Genomic DNA, 25,037 nt, shown 5'->3' on the forward strand with positions numbered 1-25,037 from the left:
GCGCGCTGAACAACAACCCTGAAACAACAACGGGGCCGCGCAGGCCCCTGGAGAGTCAACATGCGTACAGTTTCAAAACTCGCTCTGGGCATCATGGCCGTCGCGGCTCCGCTGCTGGCGTCGGCCGCAACACCTGCCGCTGCTCCCGTTCCGGCGACCGGCGCGAAAAACATCGTCATCGTCCACGGCTCGTTCGTCGACGGTTCGGGCTGGCGAGTGGTGCACGACATCCTGATTCACAAGGGCTACAAGGTCACCGTGGTCGGGCAGCCTGCGACCAACCTCGACGCTGACGTGGCCGCCACTCGCGAAATACTCGATCAGCAGGTCGGCCCCGTGGTGCTGGTCGGCCACAGCTCCGGCGGCGGTGTGATCAGCGCAGCCGGTGTGCGCGACAAGGTCAAGGCACTGGTGTATGTCGCGGCATTGCAGCCGGAAGTTGGCGAAAGCATGGGCCAGTTGATCGCCTCGATGCCGTCGCCCAGCGATGACGTGCGTCCGACCCGCGACGGCCACCTGTTCTTCGACCGCGCCAAATTCGCCACCGATTTTGCCGGCGACCTGACCACCAACCGCACCGACTTCATGGCCGCGTCGCAGCCTGCCGCGACCACCGCCACCTTCGGCGTACAGGCCTGGGCCGCTGCCTGGCACAACAAGCCGACCTACGGAATCGTCGCCACCGACGACCACGCCCTGAGTCCGGATCTGCAGCGCTGGATGTACAAGCGTGCCGGCTCGAAAGTCACCGAAATCAAGGCCAGCCACGCGGTTTACATCTCGCAGCCTGAAGCCGTGGCGAAGGTCATCGAAGACGCGGCCCTGGCCGTCAAATAACCCCTGATTTTCCACCTTTTGATTTAACCCGACCGCAAACATCTGGAGAAACACCATGACCATGTCCGCCAAATCCCGTTTCAGCATCGCCACCGCCGCCGCTCTGCTCGCCCTGGCTTCGGCCTCCTTCAGCGTGGGCGCTTCGGCTGCTGACGCCAGCGCCGAAAAACCGGGCCGCTGCTACGGCGTCAACAACTGCAAGGGCGAAAGCCTGTGCGCGACCGCCAAAAACGACTGCAAGGGCCTGAACAGCTGCAAGGGCGAGGGCGTGATCGTCAAGACCCCGTCCGAATGCCTGAAGGCTGGCGGCACTCTGACCGAACCCAAGTAATGAATGACGGGCCTGCTCGCCGGGCAGGCCCGTTTTCATGCCGATTGATGGAGCACACAAGATGACTGCAGTTTTTTCAGGTTACGGGCTAGGCCTGCGCCGCGAGCACTACAAGGATTTTCTGGAGACCGACGTGCCGGTGGATTTCGTCGAAGTCATTTCCGAAAACTTCATGGTCGAAGGCGGCCAGCCACGGGACATTCTGCGTCGCGTGCGCGAGCGTCATCCGGTGGTGTTGCACGGGGTCTCGATGTCCATCGGCTCGGCGGACGGCCTGAACCCGGCTTACCTGAAACGCCTGCGCAACCTGGTCGACGAGATCCAGCCGCTGTTCGTTTCCGACCACTTGAGCTGGTCGCGCATCGGCGGTTTCAACTCCCACGACCTGTTGCCGGTGCCCTACACCCATGAAGCGCTGGAGCGGGTGTGCGCCAATATTTCCCAGGCTCAGGATGCGCTGGGGCGGACCATGCTGTTCGAAAATCCGTCCAGTTACCTGAGCTTTCCCGACGCGGCCATGACCGAGTGGGAATTCATTGCCGAGATGTCCCGCCGCACCGGCTGCGAGCTGCTGCTGGACGTCAACAATGTGTTCGTCAGCGCCAGCAACCATGGCTTCGATGCCCTGGCGTTTCTCGACGGCATCCCCGCCGAGCGCGTCCGCCAGATTCACCTGGCGGGCCACACCCAGGGGCCGGATTTGCTGATCGACACCCACGACAGCCCGGTCTGCCCGGATGTCTGGCACTTGTATGCCAAGGCGATTTCCCTGTTGGGCCCGGTCGCGACCATGATCGAACGCGACGACGACATTCCGCCGCTGGCCGAACTGCTCGATGAACTGGCCATCGCCCGTCAACTGGGCGCCGCCGAAGCAAGCCGCCGCGCAGGAGAAGTCGCATGAAGCTTGCCGACATGCAGCGCGATTTCCAGTCCTGGCTGGTGGAGGCATCCGAAGACGCCGCCGATCGCTTGAGCGTTCACGCCGCTGCGGGGCTGGCGGTGTACCAGAACACTTACCGCACGCAACTGGTCAATTGCCTCAAGCACAGCTTCCCGTTGCTGCAGAAGTGGGTGGGTGACGACGAGTTTCGCAACGCCGCCATCGCGCACATCGAGAAATACCCGCCTCATTCCTGGACCCTCGACGCCTATGCCGAAGACTTCGGCCAGACCTTACGCGAGCGGTTCCCGGATAACCCGGACATCCACGAACTGGCCTGGATCGAACTGGCGCTGGGGGAGGCCTTCGTCGCGCGCGACGCCGAGCCTTTGTCGCTGGATGCCCTGGCGACGGTCGACTGGGACAACGCCCGGCTGCGCTTCACGCCATCACTGCGGGTGCACGCGATGACCACCAACGTCGAAGCGATCTGGAGCGCGCTGTGTGAGGACCGTAGGCCGCCGGACAGCGAAATGCTCGCCGAGGCCGGCGGGCTGCTGGTCTGGCGTCGTCAGTTCACCTCGCGGTTGCGCGAAATCGACGCGCTGGAATACGCCGCGCTTGAGCTGCTTCAGCGTGACGGCAGTTTTGTCGGGTTGTGCGAAATGCTGGTCGAGCGCCTGGGCGAAGAGCAGGGCGTGGCCAAGGCCGGTGGTTTGCTGGCGAGCTGGCTCGGCAGCGGGCTGATCGTGGGTGTCGAGTTCGGCGCCTGAATTTTTTCAATCATTGGGAACGCTTGAACCATGTCCGGATTCACACTCAATCGACGGCACTTTCTGACGTATTCGGCGGCCAGCGTGGCGGTGCTTGCGCTGAGCGATCTGACGCCGGTGTTCGCCGCCTCTGAAAGCACGGCTTTGGGCCCGGTGCAGCAAGTCAGTACCGACCTGCTGGACATTGGCTACGTCGAGGTTGGCCCGGAAGATGGCCATGCCGTGATCCTCCTGCATGGCGCCAGTCACGACATCCAGAGCTTCGCCGAGGTGGCGCCGCTGCTTGCCGCGCAAGGCATGCGCGTGGTCGTACCTTACCTGCGCGGCCATGGCAGCACGACCTTGCTGGATAACGACGCGCCGCCTGCCGACCAACAAAGCGCCCTGGGCCAGGACGTGATCGATTTGATGAACGCGCTGCATATCCCCGAGGCCGTACTCGCCGGTTATCAGGAAGGCGGTCGCGCGGCGAGCCTGGCCGAGGTGCTCAAACCGACGCGTTGCGTGGGGCTGGTGGTGGCCAATTACCTGCCGCAGGACAAGCCACAGGCATTTGCCGATCTGGTAATGAGCCTGGCCCGCGACGGTAAATGGCGCACATGAATACGTCGCAAACCCAGTAGCAGTCCGGCTTGCCGGCGGCAGTGATCTTGAGGCCGCCCCGCCGGCAAGCCGTGCTGCTACGGTTTCGGGATAGGCCCACCATTCTGCGCCCCCCGAATCCTCCGTAGCAGCCGGGCTTGCCCGCGGGGCGATCTTGAGGTCAGCCACACATTCCGATGGATACCGGGGCTTACAACCGGAACCGGTTCACCAGCGTATTGAACGATATCGCCAGGCTGGACAGTTCCTGCGTGGACGCATTGGTCTGATGCGCACCTGCTGCGGTCTGGGTCGACAGGTCCTGAATATTCACCAGGTTGCGATCGACCTCGCGGGCGACGTTGGCCTGTTCTTCCGAGGCGGTGGCGATCACCAGGTTGCGGTCGTTGATCTGGGCGATGCCGTCGGCAATCAGTTCCAGCGCCTGCCCGGCTTCATGGGCCAGGGTCTGGGTATCGATCACCAGTGACTGGCTCTTGCCCATCGCATCGACGGCCTGGTCGGCGCTGCTGCGCACCCGGCCGATCATGCCTTCGATCTCGCCGGTCGAGGCCTGGGTACGGGCGGCCAGTGCGCGGACCTCGTCAGCGACCACGGCAAAACCACGACCCTGTTCGCCCGCGCGGGCCGCTTCGATGGCGGCGTTGAGTGCCAGCAGGTTGGTCTGTTCGGCGATGCCGCGAATCACGTCCAGCACCTTGCCGATATCGCGCACCTGTTCGGCCAGGTCCTTGACCATGCCGGTCGATGCAGCGATTTCCGTGGTCGCGCTGTTGATCGCGGTCACCGCGTTGCGGGCCTGATCGCGGCCATTGCTGGCTTGCTCGCTGGCCACTCGCGACGCTTCGGAGGTGGACACCGCGTTGCGCGCGACTTCCTCGACCGCCGAGGTCATTTCGGTGACCGCGGTGGCCGCCTGCTGAATCTCATCGTTCTGGCGGATCAGGCCACGGCTGGCGTCGTCGGAGACAGCGGTCATTTCTTCGGCCGCCGACGCCAGTTGATCCGACGCGCTGGCGATCTGTTGAATGGTGGTTTTCAGGCTGTGTTGCATGTCGGCCAGCGCGCTGAGCAACTGGCCCACTTCATCGCGCCCGCTGCTGACGATGCGCTGCGTGAGGTCGCCCTCGGCAATGCTTTTGGCGCTGGCGACGGCATCGGCGATTGGCCGGCTGATCAGGCGGCTGATGAACAGCCCCAGCAGAATCGCCGCGACAAAGGCCAGCGCAATGCCGATGTACAGCGAGGTCTTGGCTGAAGACGCCAAGTCCGCCGCTTTTACCGCGCCTTCGCCGACCTGGCGGTCGTTGGAGTTGGTCATCACGGTGATTTCATCCATGACCACGCGATAGGCCTTCTGCAAATCGCCCAGCAGCAGGGCGCGGCCGTTTTCCACATCTCCCGCTCGCATCAAGGCGACGTAGCGCTGCACCACGGCCTGATATGCCGGCCAGTCGCGCTCCATCTGATCGCCCGCGGCGCGCTCGTCATCGGCCAGCACGGTCTTGCGATAGGCGGCGAAGGCTTTTTCGCTGGCGGCCTGGTTGGCGTTCATCGAGGCGATGAATTCGTCTTTCACACTTTGTGGCAATCCGGCCTGGGTCGCGACGTAGAGCCGGTACATGTCGCGGGTCTGGCCGATGGCCTTGATCTTGGTCTGGTCAGTGTTGACCACGGACACCAGGTTGTTGCCGAACACCTGATCCAGGCTCGCCGAGAGCTGGGAAATCCCCCGACTGGCCAGCACGCCCACGCCCAGCGTGATGAGGGCGCACAGCGCAAAGGCGGTGATCAATTTGGTCGAGAGTCTTGCATCGCGGGTCCAGCTCATCTGACGTCCTGCCGTTGTTGGAATGAAGGGCGACCGAATCGATTCCGACGAACGGTCGTCCTATGTCTATCGGCTTTTCTGTCCAGGACTAAAGGGTTACTAAATATTAATTATCACACTGGGTGATCTCTACACCATTTCAAAAGCATTGAGATAGAGCCTTTGTGCTCAAAAAATATGTGTGGCATTTTGCCGCCGTAATCTGTTGTAAGATGTTATCCTTTGTGAAATATTCATATAAATCATAAGACATCGTACCTCTTGATCTCTCAATTTCGGGATCACGGGATCGGTGCGTCTGCTGTTTCTACAACCTTTAAAAAACCGAGAAATCAGTCGCCTGAGGCAGGAAACATGTCGCGTTACGTGAGTAAGGGGGGAGGTGTGGGCAAGACCATTGCGGGTCTGTTCACGCTGATGTTGATAACCGCAAGTTCAGCCCATGCCGAGGCGCTCGATGACAGTGCGTCCAGGGGCAAGCGCCTGGCGGTGGCAGCCGATTGCGTTGCCTGCCACAGCGTGCCGCAGGGCAAGCCGTTCGCCGGTGGCTATCCGCTGAGTTCGCCGATGGGCACGATCTATTCGACCAACATCACGCCATCGAAAACGGCGGGGATCGGCAACTACACCGAGGAGCAGTTCGCCCGCGCGGTGCGCGATGGCGTCACCCCGGACGGCGGTCATCTGTACCCGGCCATGCCGTACACCTCCTACTCGAAGATCACCGACAGTGACATCGCCGCGCTGTACGACTACTTCATGCATGAAGTGAAGCCGGTGGACGAACCCACGCCAAAAACGGCGCTGGATTTCCCGTTCAACATCCGCGCGTCGATGATCGGCTGGAACGCGCTGTTCCACAGTGACAAGCGCTTCACGCCGGACCCGGCCAAGTCCGCCGAGGTCAATCGCGGGGATTACCTGGTCAACGGCCTGGCCCACTGCGACACCTGCCATACCCCACGCAACGTGCTGATGGCCGCCGACAACAGCAAGGCCCTGGCGGGCGGTTCGCTGGGCAGCTGGTATGCACCGAACATCACCTCCGACAAGGTCAGCGGCATTGGCGCCTGGTCCAGCGACGAGATCGTGGCGTACCTGCGCACCGGCCATGTCGAAGGCAAGGCGCAAGCCGCCGGCCCGATGGCCGAGGCGGTGGAAAACAGCCTGCAACACTTGAGCGACGCCGATCTGCAGGCCATCGCTGCGTATCTGCTGCAGACCCAGCCGGTCAAGACCGGGGAAACCCGCGCCCGCCACGAATACGGACAGGCGTCGGTCGATGAGCTGACCCTGCGCGGCGGCAAGCCGGAAGACAATCCGGGCTGGCACATCTTCAGCGGCACCTGCGCCAACTGCCACCAGGCCAATGGCCAGGGCAACAAGGAATACCCGTCGCTGTTCCACAACACCGCCACCAGCCGTGCCGACAACCTGATCGCCACCATCGTCTATGGCGTGCACCGCGAAGTCGACGGCGTGGCCATCGACATGCCGGGCTTCGGTCCTGATGCGCTGTTCACTGATCGCCTCAATGATCAGCAGATCGCCGACGTCAGCAACTACGTGCTGGCCCACTACGGCAATTCGGATCTGAAAGTCACCGCAGCCGATGTGGCGCAGGTGCGTGAAGGCGGCCCGAAGGCGCCACTGGCCGTGATGGCCAAGTTCACCATCCCGGCAATCATCCTGATCGGCGTGCTGATCGGCCTGGTGGCCTGGGCGCTGATTTCCCGCCGTCGCAAGGGGGCTTGAACCATGGACTCATTGATGAACACCACTTCCGTTCAAGCCGAAACCTCGCCGGGGTTTTCCCGCCGCAGCCTGCTGCGCGGCTCGGTGACGCTGGGCCTGGCTGCGATGCTCGGCTCGCTGACGCCTTTGCAATCGGTCTTCGCCGCCGAAGTGACGGCTGCCGATTTCATCGCGCTGTCGCAGTTTCTGATCAGCCGTCCGGTCAATCCGGTACTGGCCTCGCGTTACCACGCGGCGCTGGCCAAGCGCGCGCCGAATTTCGCCGGCAACGTCATTGCCCTCAAGGAGCTGATCAGCGCCCAGGGCTACAAGCACGTCGATGAATACCTGGCGCAGGTCCAGCCTGATGCATCGCTCAAGGCTACGGCCACCAGCATCATTTCGGCTTGGTATCTGGGCATCGTCGGCGAGCCGGCGGACGCCGAGCTGATCAGTTATTCCGAAGCGATCATGTACCAGCCGACTCACGGCATTCTCGCCATTCCCACCTACGGTGGCGGCCCTGCTTCGTGGGGCCCTAAACCTGCAGTCATTCAGGATTCGAAAGTATGAGCAGCGATCAATTCGATGCCGACGTGGTCATCATCGGCTCCGGCGTCATGGGCGGCCTGATCGCCACCGGCCTTGCCAAAGAAAACAAATCGGTGATCGTGCTCGAAGCGGGTCCACGGGTGAACCGTCGCGACATCGTGGAAACCTTCCGTAACGCGCCGGTCAAGCTGTCGCTGGCCAACGCCAAGCTGCAGGGCGCGGGCTCGCCGTATCCGAGCTTGCCTCACGCGCCGTCCACCTACGGCGACTACCTGCAACAAAAGGGCCCGGTCAAGTACAACACCTCGTACCTGCGCGTTGTTGGCGGGACTACCTGGCACTTCGGTTCGTCGCTGTGGCGCATGCTGCCCAACGATTTCAAACTCAAATCCCTGTACGGCCGTGGCCGCGACTGGCCGATCAGCTATGACGAGCTGGAGCCGTTCTACGCCCGCGCCGAAACCGAGCTGGGGGTTTCCGGCGTCGACGGCCAGGACGAAAGCGGGCAGGGCGGTGAAGCCTATCCGCCGCGTTCGATTCCGTACCCGATGGAAGGCCTCAAGCCGAGCTACATGTTCAAGCGCCTGTCGGAAATGCTGAGCAAGGGCGGCTACAACCCAATCCTTGAACCCAACGGCCGCGCCACCCGCCCTTACGGCAAGCGCCCGCCGTGCGCCGGCAACAACAACTGCAACCCGGTGTGCCCGATTGCTGCCAAATACGATGGCTCGATGCACATCGACGAAGCCGAGCGCCATGGCGCCAAGGTCATGGAAAACTCGGTGGTGTACAAGATCGAGGCCGGTGATGACGGCAAGATCACGGCGGTCTGGTACATGCGCCCGGACAAGTCCAAGCACAAATTGACCGCGCGCTACTTCGTGCTGGCGGCCTACGGTATCGAGTCGCCGAAGCTTTTGCTGATGTCGACGTCGGAGAAATACCCGAACGGCATCGCCAACTCTTCCGACCAGGTCGGGCGCAACCTGATGGACCACACCGGCATCAGCATGAACGTCATGACCAAGGAGGACATGTGGCCGGGCGAAGGTCCGACCCAGTTGTTGGTCTACCTGAACAGCCGCGACGGCGGGTTCCGCAAGGATTACCCGAGCTACAAGATCAAGGTGCGCAACACGGTGCCGACCTCGCAGATCACTTCGAACCTGATCGCGAAGGGCGTGCTGGGTTCGAAGCTCGACGAGCAGATCCGCCTGCAATCGGCGCGCTCGCTGAACTGGGCGGTGGACTTCGAAACCCTGCCGCTGCCAGAAAACCGCGTGGTGCCGAGCAAGACCAAGTTCGACGCCATCGGCCTGCCGGTGCCGGAAATCTACTATAGCGTTCCGGACTACTGGCACGCGGGCAAGGACAAGGCACTGGAAGACTTCAAACAGTTCGCCAAACTGCTGGACGCTGACATCCTGAGCACCGACACCGGCTTCCAGAACCGTCAGCACATCATGGGCACCACCATCATGGGCGACGATCCGAAGGATTCGGTGGTCGACCGCGATTGCCGCAGCCATGACCACCAGAACCTGTTCATCGCCGGGACCAGCGTGATGCCGTCCTCGTCGTGCGTGAACCCGACGCTGACCGGTGCGGCGTTGAGTATCCGCATTGCCGATGTGCTGGTGAAAGAGGTCTGATCCAGCGCTGAATCCGTAGCAGCACGGCTTGCCGGCGGGGCGGTGTGTCAGGCGAAATTTTCGTCACAGACATACCGCCCCGCCGACAAGCCGTGCTGCTACGGGGTGTGCGAACTATTCTTCGGCTTCGCCGCTGAGCAATTCATTCAGCGCATCGGGCTGGTTCTTGAACGCGCGGGCGAAAACGTCGCGGTTCTTGGCCATGTAGATGCCCGCTTCCTCAACCTGGGTCTCGGACAGCGAAGGCACCGCCTTGCTCAGGACGCTGGACAACAACTCGGCGAGTTCGAGCATCTTGTCATGACGATCAGCTTCGGCTTTATCCATGAACAGGCGCTCCAGATCCCGGCTGCTGCGGTATACCACTTCGACGGCCATTTACCACCTCATATGCCTTCACGAAAGTAACCTTGAATGGGTACTGTGTTTATATACAGTGCGCAGCATAAGGCAATCGGCGCTGCCTGAATAGTGGCAATTCACATTCATTTTTCGCGCCGCCCTCACGCCTTGCGACAACCGGTCGCGTTCTCAACCATAGCCCATGGCCCCTTTAATGCTTCTCCCATCTCGCAAGCAAAAGCTTCACGCGTGGGCGGCATTATCATTTCGGGCTATTCAAGGAAGTACATCGTGAAAATCAACTGGGCCGAGTCCCTGCGTCAGCGGGTTCACACCTGCGCCGAGTCGCTGGGCAATCTGTTCGTCGAGACCTTCCACTACCTGGCGCTGTTCGCCATCGGCGCCGTCACGGCCTGGGCGGCGGTCATGGCGTTCCTGGGGATGCTGGAGAAGGGCCACATCACGGTGGATGACATCCTGCTGCTGTTCATCTACCTGGAATTGGGGGCGATGGTCGGCATCTATTTCAAGACCAACCACATGCCGGTGCGCTTCCTTATATACGTGGCGATCACCGCACTGACCCGCTTGCTGATTTCCGACGTGTCGCACCATGCGCCGCCGGATTTGGGCGTGGTGTACCTCAGTGGTGCGATTCTGCTGTTGGCGTTCGCGATTTTGGTGGTGCGTTACGCCTCGTCGAAGTTTCCTTCGGTGAAGGTGCCGGATCCGCACAGCACTAAGAAGGGCGCGTTGATCGAGGAGAAGGGGGAGATTTAGTATCCAATGCTGCGGGAGCTATTAAGAATAGTAGTGAGGATTTGGAAGGGATTAGTCTTATCTAACTTCCAATAAAGCAGGTTCATTATTTTCTAATGGTAAGGTGGCCGTAAAAACGAGATTGAATTTACGGTCAGGTTTGGATTTGTGATACTGAGAAGCGACTTGTCTAAGAATTAGAGTTGTAGTTGTTTTTTTCAGTATCACTTTTTTTGTGTGTATCGCCGTGTTGATAACTAATTATGCACGGAATTGGCGTCAGTTTTTTCTGGCGCGAAAAAATCCTCAATTGTGGATGCCCATTTTGGTTTAGTGTGCTGGGCTGAATACCTTGTGGCAATGTCGCTTTTTACATGGTCTTTTGAAAGAAAGTCGCGTATTTCTTTCTTAAGATAATGATCTTCGTTTCTTAAGTTTAGAAAGTTTAGGTCGTAGTTGACTCCTGAGTAACTGGCGTTCTCATTGGGGGACGCAGCCAAGAAGGCTTTTTTAACAGGCTCCGGTGCTTGTGTTTGGATAATTCGTTTGGCTGCATTGTAAAAATCGATAGGGTCCAATGCGTCCTCGAGTTCCGTTTGCTGATGATAGCCGTTCGGAGTAGGGGTTATAAGCTCAGCAGTGCCTTCCTTTGAGATCTGAAATCTCAAGATTTTTAAAGTTGATTGTGCTTTATGTGAGCAGGGAGAAATGCTTATTATTTCAGGGTCAGTGTCAATTATACATAGTACCTTGCCCTTTAAAAGTCCTCTTTCAGCTTTGTCTTCGGCCGCAATCCTCATATATTCGTATAGTTTAATCACGCCACTTCTGCCGCCGATGGGCAATATGTTTAGTGATTTTGCAGTTTGAGGGAGTAGCGATCTGATGTAGTTTTGATCATCGCTGCCTTCGCAAATTAACCAACTTGCTGAGTCGGACTTTATCGTAGATAGTATCGAGGAAACAAGGTCGAAGTAGCTTTTCATTTCAAATGAGTCGGGAAAGTGCCGGCGCTCTTCTTGAATTTTAGATAAATCTAATGATTTGACTGTCGAGCGATCATCCACTTTTTCCACGTAATTAAGCGTCGCCTCGTCGGGCGCCATCAATAAACCGTACCAGTGAGTCGAAATGAGCGTTTGTCGGTTGAATTCGTTAGCTATTTTGAAAATTCTTTTAAATTGCCGTAGGCAGTTGGCTGGGTTTAAACTGACTTCAGGCTCATCTATCGCGAGAATCAATTCTTTAGTGGTATCTCCGCCTTTGCTTAAGAAAGCATAGGCAACATCTATTATAGCTAACCGCTGTTCCCCAGAGCTCAAGTTTTGGATAGGCTTGTTGTCACGCTGGAGTGAGCGCTTTGAAATATATTTGTTTAATATAGTCTCTGTGAGGTCGCTAGCAGAAACTTTGTTATGTACAGTGTTTTTATATTGATAGTTCCCGTCCAAGGTTTGAAGTTTTTCATTGATCTCTGTAAGAAACTTGTCTAGCTTTTGATTTATGCTTTTGACTGGGCTGTCTCCAGATTCATCCTTGTTTAATATTTCCTCAATTTCTTTTATGAAGTTTTTGTCAAGTAATGCTTGTACTTCTCTAGCTTTTAAATTAAGCAGTTCAGTTGGCGAGCTGTGGATGGGAAGATATGTATAGGCGTAGCGATCTAGCACAGTGTTGAGGACTTTAATTCTTTCAGGGATGCTTAGCTTTTTTTCTAATGCCCTATGGGTCGAGGTGAAGCTAGTGTGGCCCTGCTCACTGCGCCCTATCACGATTAAGTAGTAGTCTTGTGAATTGAACTTCGAAAGTGTCTGGTCTCTGAAGGAAATGAATTCTTTTTGCGCGCTGTTTTTTATGGCGCCCGTATTTTCTGATAATGAATACTTCCAAAAGTATTCACTTATTGTTTCTAGTGACTTGTTAGGGCGTATGGAGCGTTTGGGAATTAGAAATATAGGGCAGATAAAGCCGTCGGACTTGCGCGAGGTTATGTTTGAATTCCAGTCTTTATTGTTGAAAAGCGTGTCCAGTGACTCTAGTATCGATGATTTTCCTGCCCCGTTTTGTCCTATGAATATACTCAGTTTGTGGTTGTTTTGCTTAATGAAGGGCAGAAAGGTTAATTGTTGATATGTCTTGTAGTTTCTTATGAACAGTCCTGCGATCATAGCGCTTCCTTTGTCGCTTGATAGTAATAGTTTGGAGGGATTTTCGCGTGACTACTGAGCGATGTCAAATTGGCATCGGTGAGGCCGGGGTTTGCTCTTGTGTTTAAAGGCGGAAGACTCGCATGCACTATCAAACTCAAGTGTGGTGTACCTCAGTGGTGCGATTCTGCTGTTGGCGTTCGCGATTCTGGTGGTGCGCTATGCGTCGTCGAAGTTTCCTTCGGTGAAGGTGCCGGATCCGCACAGCAGCAAGAAGGGCGCGTTGATCGAGGAGAAGGGCGAGATTTAAGGGGTTTGCGACGTAGCAGCACGGCTTGCCGGCGGGAGCGGTGTGTCAGGCGAAACATTCGTCTCAGACATACCGCCCCGCCGGCAAGCCGTGCTGCTACGGGAGTGATGTTGTGTTCAGATACCCACGTTCAGCTGTGGACGGTCGGCGAAGTGGTTGCGTGAACTCAGCTGCTTGACGTCGCCATCGGTCATCGCGGTAAGGATCTTCACTGCGCTGTGGCCCTGTTCGATGGCGATGCCGAATTGCACGCTCTCGATCAGCCGGGCCAGGCGCTTGGGGGAATTGCGTTGTTCGGTGCTGATCAGGCGCTTGGCGACCACGCCCGATTCGTTGGACAGCGTCAGCATGATGGTGCCGTCCAAATCCTGGATGCTCAGGTTGACCCGGTAGTCTGGGTGAAATGCATCGGTGATCTGTTGAAAAGGGTTATCCATGAGCGGTTACCTGATTATCGATCTGCGTAAGTTGACTTGAGCTTGGGCGTTTTAGTTCGCGACGCAGGATCAGCGGTTTGATCAACGCGCCTGTCGCCAAAGCCGGTCAACGGCCCGTCGAGCCAGAGAATATGGGGCCTTGCGCGGGTGGAGGCTCGATGATCGGTAACTTGCAGGGTTCGGGCCATTCAAGACGAACGGCGCGTTTAAATGGCCGAATAATCCTTTCAGCGATAAGGCTGTGAACTGTTTCACCGTAATTCATTAATGCTTAAGTACTGGCCAAATGCCTCTTTAGTTGAGGGGCAGCACCACTACTGCGCGCCTTGCCTTGTTTCTGTGCGTATATAAAAAGGGCGGGCCTGTCTCCACAGGCCCGCCCTTTTTCGATGATCAGATTGTCAAAGCGGCCAGCTTAACCGTGCCGGGCTTCGTCCTTTTCCAGGAATTCTTCCTGCAGCAGCGCGTCCGGGTGTTCGGCGCCTTTGCTGCGGGCGCTGCCGATGGGCGATACATTGCCCCGTTTGCTGCGCAGTTTGCCGAACAGGTGCTCCAGTGCGTGTTCGAGTTTGACGGCGGCGCCGTCCACGGCCTGATCCAGGGAATCGGCCTTGTGGGTCACGGATACGGGTTGGTGGCCTTTTGGCCGGGCTTCCATTTGGCAGCGGATGTCATGCGGGCCAGGTTTGTCGCCGTTCTCGTCCTGGATGTGGACTTCGACGCGGGTGAGGTCTTCCTCGAAGCGGTCGAGGGCGTTTTCAACGGTGGTTTTTACCCACTCCTCCAGTCGGATGCTGCTTTCGATGTGGTTATCGCTATTGACCTGGATGTGCATAGTTCTTCCCTTACTTTGGCTTGCTCGGGTTTCGCTTGCTAGCAGTTGCTTGAGGTCCGGCGAAGGTGGATTTTCGCCTGCCCTCACTCACAGTGTTGGCGCCGAACGCAGAACAATTCAACCCCCAAAACGAAAGAAATATTTCATTGCAGAAATCATTTTGCAAAGAGACAACCAAGGCGTATATGCGCCGATTCCCTCGTAGCAGCACGGCTTGCCGGCGGGAGCGGTGTGTCTGTGACGAAAGTATCGTCTGACACACTGCCCCGCCGGCAAGCCGTGCTGCTACGAGGATTCAGGTGTCAGAACGACACTGAGGTCTGCACGTAGAGCGTACGCGGCTCGCCGACGTATTTGCCCTTGTTGTTATCGTCGTAGGAGCGGGTGAAGTACTCGTGGTTGAGCAGGTTTTTCACCCCGACGGCGACGTTCAGGTCCGACATCTGCGGGCCGAAGTCATAGGCCGCGCGGCTGCTGAACAGCATGTAGCCCGGGATGCGCCCGGTGCTGCCGTCGGCGCTTTCAGTCGAGGTGTTGGCATTGTCGGCGAACTGGCTGCTCTGGTACGAACTGTCCAGGTTCAGCTTCCACGGGCCGTCGGTGTAGGCGACGCCCAACGTGCCCTTGTGTTTTGACGAGAACGGCACACGATTGCCCTTGTTCGGCCCATCTTCGCGGATAGTCGCGTCAACATAAGCGTAAGTGGCGTAGACGTCGAACCCGGACAAGATCGGGCTCAAACCATCGAGCGCGTAGTTGACGCTGGTCTCGATGCCCTGGTGGCGCGTCTGGCCGCGGGCGATGACGGTGTCGTTGGTCTGATTGCTCTCGTACTGGTTATCGAAGTTGATCAGAAATGCGCCGATTTCCGCCCGCAGGTTGCCATTGTCGTAACGGGTGCCCAGCTCCCAGGTGCGCGCTTTCTCCGGTTTGACCTCGCCACCGGCCACGCGGTTGGGCATCTGGCTGTACTGCACCGAACCGAACGAGCCTTCGGTGTTGGCGTACAGGTTCCAGCTTTCGGTCATGTGGTACAGCACGTTCAGCGCGGGCAGGGCGGTGTTGTAATCGCCCTGGTATTTGACGTGGGTCAGGTTGTTGGTTTGCGCCGAATCGATCATCTCGTAGCGAATGCCGGGGGTGAAGGTCCACTTGCCGATATCGATGCGATCGTCGACGAAAAACGCATGAGCTTCGGTGGAACCGCGGGTATCGCGATCGTTGCGGCTGTCGGTGGTCGGCAGCAGGTTCAGCGCGGTGTTTTCCCGGAAACGTAGTTCGTGACCGGCTTCGTTGATGTAGCGATAACCGACGCCGACTTCATGTTGCGTCGCGCCCAGCGCGAAGCCTTGGGCGAAGCGGGTTTCCAGGCCGCGCACCCAGTATTCGCGCGGCGACAGCGAAACGAACGAGCCCTGATCCAGATAACCGCTGCGCAGGGTCTTGGTAAAGAAGCTATTGACCGTGAATTCCCGCGCATCTTCCTGATAGCGATAGCCGACGTTGAACATGGTGCGGCGGCCCCAGAATTTGTCCTTGAGGCGCGTGGACTGATACGGGTCGGCATCGTAGTCGGCCACCGAAAGGCCGCCGGGCATGTCGGCTTCGCCTTCGTAATACTGGGCTTCGGCGTTGAGGCTGTTGGCCTCGTCGATCTGGTATTTGCCCTTGAGAATCAGGTCGTCGATCTGCGTGTCGCTGTGCTCGCGCCAGTCGCCGCCACGCACGCCGGAATACAGGATCGCCCCGCCCAGGCCGTTGTCGGCGGTGCCGCCGGCCAGCAGGTTGCCGGTGGTCTTGAAGCCGTCGTGGCTGGACGATGGGCTGGTTTCGGTCTGGATGCCGCCCTTGAGCGTCGGCGCATCGGGGATCGCCCGGGTCACGAAGTTGACGATGCCGCCCACGTTCTGCGGGCCGTAGCGCACGGCACCGCCACCGCGCACCACGTCCACGGCATCCATGTTGCCCATGCTCACCGGCGCGAACGACAGCTGCGGCTGGCCGTAGGGCGCGAAGGGCACCGGGATGCCGTCCATCAGCACCGTCGAGCGGGCCGCCAGGCGCGGGTTGAGGCCGCGAATGCCGAAGTTGAGCGCCATGTCGTGGCTGCCGGTGCCGTTGTTTTCCGGTGCATTGACGCCGGGAATGCGGTTGAGCACTTCCCGCGCCGATGTGGCGCCGGCGCGCTCGAACTCCTCGCGACGAATCACATCCCGCGCGCCCGGGTGTTCGAACACGTTGGCCTGTTGCGCCTCGCCCAGCCAGTCGCCGACCACGGTCGAGGCGCCCAGCTCCAGCGGGCCGCTGGCCTGAGTGGTATCGGCAGGTTGCAGGGTAAAGCCGCCCTGGCCATCGCCCTGGGCCTTGAGGCCGGTACCTTCGAGCAACGCCGCCAGCGCCTGTTCGGTGGTGTAGCTGCCTTGCAGGCCACGGGTTTTTAGGCCGCTGGTGACGCTCGATCCATAGGAAATCAGCACCCCGGCTTCGCGGCCGAACTGGTTCAGCGCGGTTTCAAGCTCGCTCGGCGCAATGTGATACGCCCGTGCCGGAGCCTCGTCGGCGAAGGCCATGGAGCCCGCGGTGATCGACAGGCTGGCGCCGAACAGAACATGGCGCAGGGTGCGCGTCAGGGGAGACAAACGGGTCGGTCGGGATGACATGCAGGAGTCCTTTGGAAAGACGGATCAAGGGGGCTTTTCCTGTCTGTCACGCGAGGGTGGAAAAACAGCTCACTCGTTTTGAAAAATTTTGGGTCGTTGGGCAGCCCTGTAGGAGCGAATTCATTCGCGAATGATCATTCAGGCGCTACATATGCGTCGGATGTACCACCGTTTCGCGAATAAATTCGCTCCTACAGAAAAAACGCGTCGGTCACAAAGTCCGTAGGTGCCGCCAATTTGTTGGGGCATGCAGTGGTCACGCGCGCCGTTCGACATTCACCCAGTACCGCGTAAAGCGCTGCACTTTCACCGGCAGCGCCACTTCGAGCATGTCCAGGATCCGTTCGCTGTCGTTCAGCGGGTAGCTGCCGGAAATCAGCAGGTCGGCCACTTTCGCATCGCAATTCAGGCGGCCGCGACGGTAGCGCGAGAGTTCGCCGAGAAAGTCCGCCAGGCGCATGTGTGCGGCCACCAGCATGCCGTCGGCCCAGGCGCCGCTGCTGCTGTCCACCGGGCGCACGGGCTCCCAGTGATTGCGGTCGAACGTCACCTGCTGCGCGGCCTTGACCAGCAGCGTCGAGTCGGATTTCTCGAACGGGCTCAGCTCCACGCTGCCGGAAAACACCGCCAACTGCGTGCGCCCGGAAAGCTGCCGCAGATTGAGCCGCGCTCCGCTGCCAATCGCCCTCAGGCTGCCCTCGGCGGTCAGCAGATGCAGCGGGCGGACGTCGTTGGCGACGGTCAGCATGATTTCGCCTTCCAGCAGCTTGATCAGGCGCTGGCCCTGATCGAAGCGCACATCCAGCGCGGTGTCAGTGTTCAGTTGCAGCTGGCTGCCATCGGCCAGCGCGACCTTGCGACGCTCGCCGACGCTGCTGCGGTAGTCGGCCAGCAGCGGCGGCAGGTCGAGCCGGTCGCGCGCGCTCCAGGCGGCCAGCGAACCTGCGCCGAGCAACAGCAGCAACTTGAGGGCCTGGCGCCGGCTGCTGGACGTCGGTGCGTTGATCGCGGCGTGGGCCAGCGGCGATGAGAGGCCGTGCAGGCGCTGGTTGATCCGCTGGATATGCGCCCACGCTCGCTGATGGTCGCTGTGGCTGTTGAGCCAGGATTGCCAGGCCTGCTGGCGGGCCGAATCCAGCTGCCCACTCTGCATCTCGATCAGCCAGTTGACTGCCTGCTCGGCGACTTGCGCGGAGATTTCCGGGCGGTTCATCGAGTCGGCGCCAAGGCCCTGGGCACGGGCGTTCACAGGGCGAAGTAGCAGCGCATGGCTGCCTTGGTCAGGTGACGTTTGACCGTGGCCACGGAGATGTTCAGCCGCGCGGCGATTTCGCTGTGGGTCAGGCCGTCGATCTGCGCCAATAGAAAGGCGCGCTTGACCAGCAGCGGCAGGCCGTCGAGCAACTGGTCCAGTTCCACCAGGGTTTCCAGAATGATCGCCCGTTCTTCTTCGGACGGCGCCAGTGCCTCGGGTAACTCGCTGAGCGCCTGATAGTAGGCGCGCTCCAGTTCCTGGCGGCGGTAATGGTTGCACAGCACCCGCTTGGCGATGGTGGTCAGGAATGCGCGCGGCTCAACCAGTTGCGGCGTTTCCCGGGCCAGCAATACTTTGACGAAGGTGTCCTGGGCCAGGTCCGCCGCGTTGTGAGGGCAGCCCAGCCGGCGCCGCAACCAGCCGGTGAGCCAGTTGTGGTGGGCGTTGTAGAGGCCTTCAACGGTGTGATTCAGGGCGGAAGAGGCGCTGGACATGGAGGATGGCTATCCGGGATGGGCCAGTAAAGGCGGCGATTCTGTCAGACTCTTTTGCATATGAGAATATTTATCATTAATATTGCGCTCTTTTGTACGCCGCTTTCGCGCGGTGTATTTTTGTGCCTTCGATTTCAGGACGATCATGTCGATGTTGATTCACGCCCCACGCGGTCCCCGCGCCTGCGCCTTTTTCGGAGTCCATCGCTGATGGACGCCGCGACGGTGAGCGCCGCCATGCCCGAGAAACGCCAGAAGGCGCCAAAAAAAGGCGAGGCTGTTCCGCTGCGCTGGCGTCTGGCGGTGGCCTCGCGGGTGCTGGCCGCCTTGCTGGGCGGCTATCTGCTGGCGGCGCTGTGCAGCGTCTGCCTGGGGCAGCTTTTGCTGCTGGCGTTCAACGCATCCCGCGCCGAGGCGGCGGTGCTGTCCATGACTCTTTCCTTCCTGGTCTATCTGCCCGCCGTGCTCTGGTGTTTCGCCTGCCGCAGCGCCTTGCGCGCCTGGCTGGGGCTGCTGGTGCCCTGCGCGATTCTGGGGGCGGTGTACGGCTGCATACGGTGGCTATCGTGAAAGAGGGTTTCCGTCAGGCGATGGCCTGGTTGCACACCTGGGCCGGGCTGGTGTTTGGTTGGCTGCTGTTCGCGATTTTCCTGACCGGCACGCTTTCTTATTTCAAGGAAGAGATCAGCGCCTGGGCGCAGCCGGAAATCATTCCCCATGAAGTGACGGCCGCTGTGGCTGCCGAACGTGGCCAGCAATGGCTGCAGACCAACGCTGCAGACGCCAAGCGCTGGTTCATCAGCCTGCCCGATGAGCGCAACCCGGACATCGGTTTGTCCTGGAGTGGGGCGGATGGCCGGTTCCAGCGTAAATCGCTGGACGCCCAGAGTGGTGAGCCGGTGCAGGCCCGGGAAAGCATGGGCGGTGAATTTTTCTATCGCTTCCATTTCCAGCTGCAGATGCCGCACCCATGGGGCCGCTGGCTGGCCACTCTGGCGGCGATGGTGATGTTCGTCGCGCTGATCAGCGGCATCATCACCCACAAGAAGATTTTCAAGGAGTTCTTCACCTTCCGCCCGCGCAAGGGCCAGCGCACCTGGCTGGACGGGCATAACGCGGTGGCGGTGCTGATTCTGCCGTTCCACCTGATGATCACCTACAGCAGCCTGGTCATCTTCATGACGATGGTGATGCCGGCGAGCATCCTGACCACCTATGGCGGCAATACCGGCGCGTTCTTCGACGATCTTTTTCCGGCCTTCAAGAGCGCGCCGCCCGTTGCTGAAACAGCGCCATTGAAGCCCATCGCGCCGATGCTCGAGGTGGCGGCGGACAAGTGGGACGGTGGCCGCGCCGGGCTGATTACCGTGAACAATCCCGGCAAGGCCAACGCCACGGTTTCTCTGGGGCGTAACGATGCCGACACCATTGCCCGCGAGGCGGGTACCGCGTTGACCTTCGACGGTGTGACCGGTGAGTTGAGCAAGGAGAGCGGCACGAGTTCCGCGTCGCTGCTGCTGGCCGGCGGCATGTACGGTCTGCACATGGGCCACTTCGCCGGGCCCTTGCTGCGCTGGCTGTATTTCCTCGCCGGGATCGGCGGCACGGCGATGATCGCCACGGGGCTGGTGATCTGGCTGGGCAAGCGTCGGCTCAAACATGCCAAGTCCGGCGTACTGCCGTTCGAGCTGAAGCTGGTGGAGATGCTCAATGTGGCGAGCATGTCCGGCCTAATGCTGGCGGTGGTGAGCTTCTTCTGGGCCAACCGCCTGTTGCCGGTAAGCCTGGCCGGGCGCAGCGGCTGGGAGGTGAACGCTTTTTTCTGCGTCTGGGGACTGGCCTTGCTGCATGCTTTCGTGCGGGTTTTTTTCCGCGATGGGCGCAGCGCCTGGCGTGAGCAACTGACTCTGGCCGCAGCGCTGTACTGCCTGTTGCCGGTGCTGGATATGGCAACTGCGGGGCGCTATCTGTGGGCCTCGCTGGAGCAGGGTTACTGGACGCTGGCGGCGCTGGACCTTACTGCCCTGGCCACTGGTGTATTCCTGGCCTGGGGTGCGTTCAGGTTTCGTGGTGACGGCCAGGCCGTGATCGCGAGCAAGCTCACTCCTACAGGTTCGAGTCGAGCGCAGAAAGGTGGGAGTGAGCTTGCTCACGAAGGCGTCAATGCCGATGCCGCTGCTCCGGAGGCCCGCTGATGCTGCTGGCCACCTTGCTCTGCTACGTCGGTTTCACTGTGCTGTGCCTGTCCATGAACCGCCACCACGAAGACCTGCTCGGCGCCGGTCTGTCGGTCACTCGGGGCAGGGCGTTCAGGCTGTCGGGCTGGATCGCCCTGGGGCTTTCGCTGTGGGTCGCGCTGGCTTCGCTGAGCGTGGGGCTGGCCTTGGTGCAGTGGTCCGCCGCGCTGATGGGCAGCGCGGTGCTGTGGGTGTTCATGATGAGTTATCGGCCAAGGCTGGCCTTGTCGTTGGCGGCAATCGGCGCAGTGCTGTGCCCGGTTGCCGCCTGCCTTCAACTTCTGGCCTGAGTCATCCAGATGCTCGACCTCACCCCGCCGCCCGGCACCGGGCCCTGCGATGCCGATCAGGACTCACCCAAGGCGGCCCGCGCGCATTTTCTCAAGGTCTTCCTGTCCCAGCGTCCGCAAATGGAAGCGCTGGTGAACCGGCGTGTCGGCTGCCGGGCGACGGCGGCGGATCTGGTGCAGGACCTGTTCGTGCGTTTCTGGCGCAGGCCGCTGGTGCAGGTCGAGGAACTCAACACTTATCTGCTGCGCTGCGCGGGCAACATCGCCATCGACCACCTGCGCAATGAAGGCACGCGGGCACGCATCAACGAAGGGCTGATCCCCGACGAGCAGGAACTGCGCAACGACGAACCCCAGGCTGCACTGGAAGCCAGCAACGATCTGCGCCACATCGAGGCGGCGTTGCGCGGGCTGCCGGACAAGACCCGGCAGATCTTCCTGCTTAACCGCATTCACGGGCGCAAATACGGCGAGATCGCCAAGGCCATGGGCCTTTCGCAAAGCGCCGTGGAAAAACATATGATGCGCGCCTTGCAAGCCTGCAAGGCGAGCCTGGATCAGGACGCTCGCCGATGAAAGCGCCTCTGGATGCCAGTCCCATGATTTCCCCCGAACAACACGACGCCGCGCTGACCTGGTTGAGCCTCTTGCACGACCAGCCCAGCGCCGCCGATCAGGCGCGTTTCAGCCGCTGGCTGCAGGCCGACCCCGCCCATGCCGAGGCCTACGCGCAGGCCCAGGTGATCTGGGAAATGAGCGAAGAACCGGCCGCGAAACTGGCCCGGGAAGACGACGCCGCATTGCAGGCGCTGCTCGCGGCCATGGACGCACCGCCGCGCCGCTCCCGGGCTGCCTGGGGCGCTTCGCTGGCGATGGCCGCCTGCCTGTTGCTGATGGTGAGCATGGGGCTGGGCTGGCAGCCGGCGCGCTGGGCCGACGATCTGGGGGCTGACTATGTGTCGGCGCCGGGGCAGGTGCGTACCGTCACGCTGGCCGATCAATCCCAGGTCACCCTCGATGCCGACAGCGCCATCGCCGTGCATTTCGCCGGTGGCGAGCGCCATGTGCAGTTGCGGCGCGGCGCGGCGTTCTTTCAGGTGACCCACACCGGTGAGCCGTTTGTGGTCGACGGCGGGCAGGGCGAAACCCGGGTGCTGGGCACGCAGTTCGAAGTGCGCCTGCAACCGGTGGGCGCGCAAGTCACCGTTCTTTCCGGGCGAGTGGGGGTGAAGGCCGCCAGCGACCTGCCGCAGCAGATTCTCATTGCCGGCCAGCGCGTGACCTACGACCAGACCCACACCACTGACCCTCAATCGGTGGACAGCGCCAGCCAACTGGCCTGGCGCGAGGGCTGGCTGAATTACTACCGCACGCCACTTGCCGATGTGATCAGCGACCTGAGCCGTTACTACCCGGGGCGCATTGTGGTGCTCAACGATCGGCTGGCCGAGAAAAAGGTCAGCGGCAGTTTCCCCAGCGACGATCCTCGGGCGGTGTTGGCGGCGCTGAAATCGGTCGTCGGCTTCGAGCAGTACGAGGCGTTGGGGCGGGTGATCGTGATTCGCTGACGGTGTTTTGGATGTTGCTTTTGTGGGAGCCGGCTTGCTGGCGAATGAGGCGTGTCAATTTGCATCATTGGTGCATGACATACCGTATTCGCCAGCAAGCCGGCTCCCACAGTGTCTGCGATTTCGAGGACTGACCTGATTGAAAACCTGGCTCGGCATTTCTCTGCTAACCGCATGGAGCACCTGCATCCATGCGGCAGAGCCTGTCTGGGACTTTTCGATTGCGCCGCGGCCCTTGCCCCAGGCGCTCAGCGAGTTCAGCCGCGTCACCGGACAGGGCGTGATCTACACCCAGGACGCGCCGTATACCCTCGACGCCCCGGCATTGCGTGGCTCGATGACCGCCGAGCAGGCGCTGGCACGCTTGCTCGACGGGTCCGGCCTGACCTTTCGCCGGGTGACACAGGACACCTTCACCCTCGAGCCGATTGCCGGTGACGGCACCTTGACCCTGGGCTTGACCCGAATCGATTCGCGGCGCAACGCAGCTGACAGTTATCAGCGTCCCGCCAGCACTTCAGTGCTGCGTTCACCCGCCACGCAGCTGGAAACTCCGCAGAGCATCGGCGTGGTGCCCGCGCAGGTGCTGCGCGATCAGGCGCCGCGCAACCTCGATGACGCCTTGAGCAACGTCAGCGGCGTGACTCAGGGCAACACCCTGGGCAGCACTCAGGACACCCTGATGAAGCGCGGCTTCGGCGACAACCGCGACGGCGCGATCATCCGAGATGGCATGCCGGTGGTGCAGGGCCGCAGCCTCAACGCCACCGCCGAACGGGTCGAAGTGCTCAAGGGTCCGGCGTCGTTGCTGTACGGCATTCAGGACCCGGGCGGGATGATCAACGTGGTCAGCAAGCGCCCGCAGTTGCTGAGCCACACCGAGCTGATCGCGCGCGGTTCAACCTTCGGCTCCGGCAAGAACGGCAGCGGCGGCACCCTCGACAGCACCGGGGCCTTGGGGCAGAGCGGGCTGGCGTATCGCATGATCGTCGATCATGAAGACGAAGATTACTGGCGCAACTACGGCGTGCACCGCGAATCGCTGGTGGCGCCTTCGCTGGCCTGGTACGGCGAAAACACCCAACTGCTGGCGGCCTTCGAGCATCGCGAATTTCTCTCGCCGTTTGATCGCGGCACCGCCATCGACCCGCGCACCAACCGCCCGCTGAACATCCCGGCCACGCGCCGGCTGGACGAGCCGTTCAACAACATGGAGGGGCGCTCGGACCTGTATCACTTCGAAGTCGATCATCAATTTAACGATACCTGGCAGGGCCATCTGGGCTACAGCTACAACCGCGAAACCTACGACGCGAGCCAGGTGCGCATCACGGCAGTGAACCCGGTCAACGGCACCCTGACCCGCTCGATGGATGGCACCGGCGACGCCTTGAGCACTGACCGTTTCACCACCTTGACCCTGAGCGGCAACGTCGCGCTGGCCGGCCTGCAACACGACCTGCTGTTCGGTTTCGACGACGAGTACCGCAAGATCTATCGAGGCGAACTGATCCGGCAGAAGAGTGTGACCACCTTCAACTACCTGAACCCGGTCTATGGCCGGGAAGTGGAGGGCACCCAGGTCAGCCTGCCGGACAGCCACCAGATCGACGAGCTGCGCACCGATTCGCTGTTCTTCCAGGATTCGATCCACCTGACCGACCAGTGGATTGTGCTGGCGGGCGCGCGTTATCAGGTGTTCGATCAGCAGGCGGGCAAGGGCATTCCGTTCACCCGCAATACGGACCTGAACGGCCAGAAGTGGATTCCCCGGGCCGGGCTGGTCTATCGCTACACCGATGAGTTGTCGTTCTACGGCAGCTACACCGAGTCCTTCAAACCCAACTCCAGCATCGCCGCGCTGGCGGGCGGCACGGTGCTGGATTCGGCGACGGCGCCCGAAGAGTCGAAAGCCTGGGAGCTGGGCGCCAAGTGGGATGCGGACGATGGTATCAGCGGCACCCTGGCGCTGTTCGACATCCGCAAACGCAACGTGCTGGTGGCCAACTTCGACTCACTGACGACCAATACCGTCTACAGCACCGCTGGCCAGGTGCGTTCGCGGGGCGTCGAGCTGGACCTGAGCGGTCAGCTCTCGGAGCGCTGGAGCCTGATCGGCGGCTATGCCTTCACCGATGCCTGGGTGGTGGAAGATCCGACACTCAAAGGCAATCGCCTGCAGAACGTGCCACGCCATAGCGGCTCGTTGTCGGCGGTGTACGATTTTGGCCCGGCGCTGGGCGCAGATCGGCTGAGGACCGGCACTGGCGCGCACTTTGTCGGCGAGCGCGCAGGCAACCCGGACAACGATTTTGATCTGCCCGGTTACACCGTGTTCGATGCTTTTGCGACATATGAAACGAAGCTCGACGGGCAAAAGGTCAAGTTTCAGCTCAACGTCAAGAACCTGTTCGACCGCACCTATTACAGCTCGGCGGTGAGCCGGTATTTCGTGTCGATGGGCGATTCGCGGCAGGTCATCCTGGCGACGACGCTGGAGTTCTGAG

The 25,037-nt window shown here is 60.5% G+C and carries 23 protein-coding genes and 2 pseudogenes; 16 read left to right on the top strand and 9 right to left on the bottom strand.

From position 1 onward, the window contains the following. The first annotated feature begins 60 nt into the window (after window positions 1-60). The 5 genes from AC1MEK_RS20015 (at window position 61) to AC1MEK_RS20035 (ending at window position 3,427) form a co-directional block, all read left to right on the top strand. Complete coding sequence (locus AC1MEK_RS20015; RefSeq protein WP_480398004.1) at window positions 61-837, top strand: alpha/beta fold hydrolase; 777 nt, start codon at window positions 61-63, stop codon at window positions 835-837. Window positions 838-892: 55 nt separating this feature from the next. Then, complete coding sequence (gene bufA2 / locus AC1MEK_RS20020) at window positions 893-1,168, top strand: BufA2 family periplasmic bufferin-type metallophore (RefSeq protein ID WP_480398005.1); 276 nt, start codon at window positions 893-895, stop codon at window positions 1,166-1,168. A gap of 61 nt (window positions 1,169-1,229) precedes the next feature. Beyond that, window positions 1,230-2,072 (top strand): MNIO family bufferin maturase, encoded by an 843-nt coding sequence (gene bufB / locus AC1MEK_RS20025; protein WP_480398006.1) that lies wholly within the window; start codon window positions 1,230-1,232, stop codon window positions 2,070-2,072. Further along, complete coding sequence (locus AC1MEK_RS20030; RefSeq protein ID WP_480398007.1) at window positions 2,069-2,824, top strand: HvfC/BufC family peptide modification chaperone; 756 nt, start codon at window positions 2,069-2,071, stop codon at window positions 2,822-2,824. The genes bufB and AC1MEK_RS20030 overlap by 4 nt, the downstream gene beginning before the upstream one ends. A gap of 30 nt (window positions 2,825-2,854) precedes the next feature. Beyond that, window positions 2,855-3,427: an alpha/beta fold hydrolase gene (locus AC1MEK_RS20035; RefSeq protein ID WP_480398008.1), complete on the top strand. Its 573-nt coding sequence runs from the start codon at window positions 2,855-2,857 to the stop codon at window positions 3,425-3,427. 190 nt (window positions 3,428-3,617) lie between these two features. On the opposite strand, the gene AC1MEK_RS20040 is transcribed toward AC1MEK_RS20035, so the two are convergent. Then, window positions 3,618-4,481, bottom strand: a complete 864-nt coding sequence (locus AC1MEK_RS20040) for a methyl-accepting chemotaxis protein (RefSeq protein ID WP_480398099.1) — start codon at window positions 4,479-4,481, stop codon at window positions 3,618-3,620. Further along, a pseudogene (locus tag AC1MEK_RS20045) lies at window positions 4,476-5,258 on the bottom strand (MCP four helix bundle domain-containing protein); the annotation flags it as partial. The pseudogene AC1MEK_RS20045 and the gene AC1MEK_RS20040, both read right to left, overlap by 6 nt. A gap of 354 nt (window positions 5,259-5,612) precedes the next feature. Between AC1MEK_RS20045 and AC1MEK_RS20050 the strand changes: the two are divergent. From AC1MEK_RS20050 to AC1MEK_RS20060, 3 genes are read left to right on the top strand one after another with little or no spacing between them, the layout of a single operon-like run. Further along, entirely contained in the window at window positions 5,613-7,013 is a 1,401-nt protein-coding gene (locus AC1MEK_RS20050; protein ID WP_480398009.1) for a cytochrome c, read from the top strand. 15 nt (window positions 7,014-7,028) lie between these two features. Then, window positions 7,029-7,565 carry a sugar dehydrogenase complex small subunit gene (locus tag AC1MEK_RS20055; protein WP_480398010.1) on the top strand — a complete coding sequence of 179 codons (537 nt, stop codon included), beginning with the start codon at window positions 7,029-7,031 and terminating at the stop codon, window positions 7,563-7,565. Continuing rightward, complete coding sequence (locus AC1MEK_RS20060) at window positions 7,562-9,196, top strand: GMC family oxidoreductase (RefSeq protein WP_480398011.1); 1,635 nt, start codon at window positions 7,562-7,564, stop codon at window positions 9,194-9,196. Before AC1MEK_RS20055 ends, AC1MEK_RS20060 begins: the two co-directional genes overlap by 4 nt. A gap of 114 nt (window positions 9,197-9,310) precedes the next feature. On the opposite strand, the gene AC1MEK_RS20065 is transcribed toward AC1MEK_RS20060, so the two are convergent. Next, the gene (locus tag AC1MEK_RS20065; RefSeq protein ID WP_480398012.1) at window positions 9,311-9,574 is read right to left on the bottom strand and encodes a YebG family protein; all 264 of its coding nucleotides are present in this window, start codon (window positions 9,572-9,574) and stop codon (window positions 9,311-9,313) included. 255 nt (window positions 9,575-9,829) lie between these two features. Here AC1MEK_RS20065 and AC1MEK_RS20070 point away from each other — a divergent pair, with 255 nt between their 5' ends. Beyond that, window positions 9,830-10,318 carry a phosphate-starvation-inducible protein PsiE gene (locus AC1MEK_RS20070; RefSeq protein WP_480398013.1) on the top strand — a complete coding sequence of 163 codons (489 nt, stop codon included), beginning with the start codon at window positions 9,830-9,832 and terminating at the stop codon, window positions 10,316-10,318. A 236-nt stretch (window positions 10,319-10,554) separates the two neighbouring features. Here the strand turns inward: AC1MEK_RS20070 and AC1MEK_RS20075 are convergent, their stop codons facing one another. After that, window positions 10,555-12,465 carry an ATP-dependent nuclease gene (locus AC1MEK_RS20075; RefSeq protein WP_480398014.1) on the bottom strand — a complete coding sequence of 637 codons (1,911 nt, stop codon included), beginning with the start codon at window positions 12,463-12,465 and terminating at the stop codon, window positions 10,555-10,557. A gap of 142 nt (window positions 12,466-12,607) precedes the next feature. Between AC1MEK_RS20075 and AC1MEK_RS20080 the strand changes: the two are divergent. Beyond that, window positions 12,608-12,754, top strand: a pseudogene (locus tag AC1MEK_RS20080) (phosphate-starvation-inducible protein PsiE); the annotation flags it as partial. A gap of 116 nt (window positions 12,755-12,870) precedes the next feature. On the opposite strand, the gene AC1MEK_RS20085 reads toward AC1MEK_RS20080, so the two are convergent. The 5 genes from AC1MEK_RS20085 to AC1MEK_RS20105 form a co-directional block, all read right to left on the bottom strand. After that, complete coding sequence (locus tag AC1MEK_RS20085) at window positions 12,871-13,191, bottom strand: DUF3509 domain-containing protein (RefSeq protein ID WP_480398015.1); 321 nt, start codon at window positions 13,189-13,191, stop codon at window positions 12,871-12,873. Between the two features lie 415 nt (window positions 13,192-13,606). After that, the gene (locus AC1MEK_RS20090; protein ID WP_480398016.1) at window positions 13,607-14,026 is read right to left on the bottom strand and encodes an HPF/RaiA family ribosome-associated protein; all 420 of its coding nucleotides are present in this window, start codon (window positions 14,024-14,026) and stop codon (window positions 13,607-13,609) included. A gap of 302 nt (window positions 14,027-14,328) precedes the next feature. Further along, a complete protein-coding gene (fecA, locus tag AC1MEK_RS20095; RefSeq protein WP_480398017.1) occupies window positions 14,329-16,686 on the bottom strand; it encodes a TonB-dependent Fe(3+) dicitrate receptor FecA in 2,358 nt (785 codons plus the stop codon). A 256-nt stretch (window positions 16,687-16,942) separates the two neighbouring features. Further along, window positions 16,943-17,899: a FecR domain-containing protein gene (locus tag AC1MEK_RS20100; RefSeq protein ID WP_480398100.1), complete on the bottom strand. Its 957-nt coding sequence runs from the start codon at window positions 17,897-17,899 to the stop codon at window positions 16,943-16,945. A 32-nt stretch (window positions 17,900-17,931) separates the two neighbouring features. After that, the gene (locus AC1MEK_RS20105; RefSeq protein ID WP_480398018.1) at window positions 17,932-18,435 is read right to left on the bottom strand and encodes a sigma-70 family RNA polymerase sigma factor; all 504 of its coding nucleotides are present in this window, start codon (window positions 18,433-18,435) and stop codon (window positions 17,932-17,934) included. A 210-nt stretch (window positions 18,436-18,645) separates the two neighbouring features. Here AC1MEK_RS20105 and AC1MEK_RS20110 point away from each other — a divergent pair, with 210 nt between their 5' ends. The 6 genes from AC1MEK_RS20110 to AC1MEK_RS20135 all read left to right on the top strand — a co-directional run bounded on the left by AC1MEK_RS20110 (window position 18,646) and on the right by AC1MEK_RS20135 (window position 25,036). Next, the gene (locus AC1MEK_RS20110) at window positions 18,646-19,005 is read left to right on the top strand and encodes a DUF3649 domain-containing protein (RefSeq protein WP_480398019.1); all 360 of its coding nucleotides are present in this window, start codon (window positions 18,646-18,648) and stop codon (window positions 19,003-19,005) included. Next, the gene (locus tag AC1MEK_RS20115) at window positions 19,002-20,630 is read left to right on the top strand and encodes a PepSY-associated TM helix domain-containing protein (RefSeq protein ID WP_480398020.1); all 1,629 of its coding nucleotides are present in this window, start codon (window positions 19,002-19,004) and stop codon (window positions 20,628-20,630) included. The genes AC1MEK_RS20110 and AC1MEK_RS20115 overlap by 4 nt, the downstream gene beginning before the upstream one ends. Next, window positions 20,630-20,962, top strand: a complete 333-nt coding sequence (locus tag AC1MEK_RS20120; protein WP_480398021.1) for a DUF3325 domain-containing protein — start codon at window positions 20,630-20,632, stop codon at window positions 20,960-20,962. The genes AC1MEK_RS20115 and AC1MEK_RS20120 overlap by 1 nt, the downstream gene beginning before the upstream one ends. A 9-nt stretch (window positions 20,963-20,971) precedes the next feature. Beyond that, the gene (locus tag AC1MEK_RS20125; protein ID WP_480398022.1) at window positions 20,972-21,538 is read left to right on the top strand and encodes an RNA polymerase sigma factor; all 567 of its coding nucleotides are present in this window, start codon (window positions 20,972-20,974) and stop codon (window positions 21,536-21,538) included. Further along, window positions 21,535-22,530, top strand: coding sequence for a FecR family protein (locus tag AC1MEK_RS20130; protein ID WP_480398023.1), 996 nt, complete (start codon window positions 21,535-21,537; stop codon window positions 22,528-22,530). The genes AC1MEK_RS20125 and AC1MEK_RS20130 overlap by 4 nt, the downstream gene beginning before the upstream one ends. Before the next feature lie 163 nt (window positions 22,531-22,693). Further along, window positions 22,694-25,036, top strand: coding sequence for a TonB-dependent siderophore receptor (locus AC1MEK_RS20135; protein ID WP_480398101.1), 2,343 nt, complete (start codon window positions 22,694-22,696; stop codon window positions 25,034-25,036). The last annotated feature ends 1 nt before the right edge of the window (window position 25,037 follow it).

Source organism: Pseudomonas sp. 2, assembly GCF_056627435.1.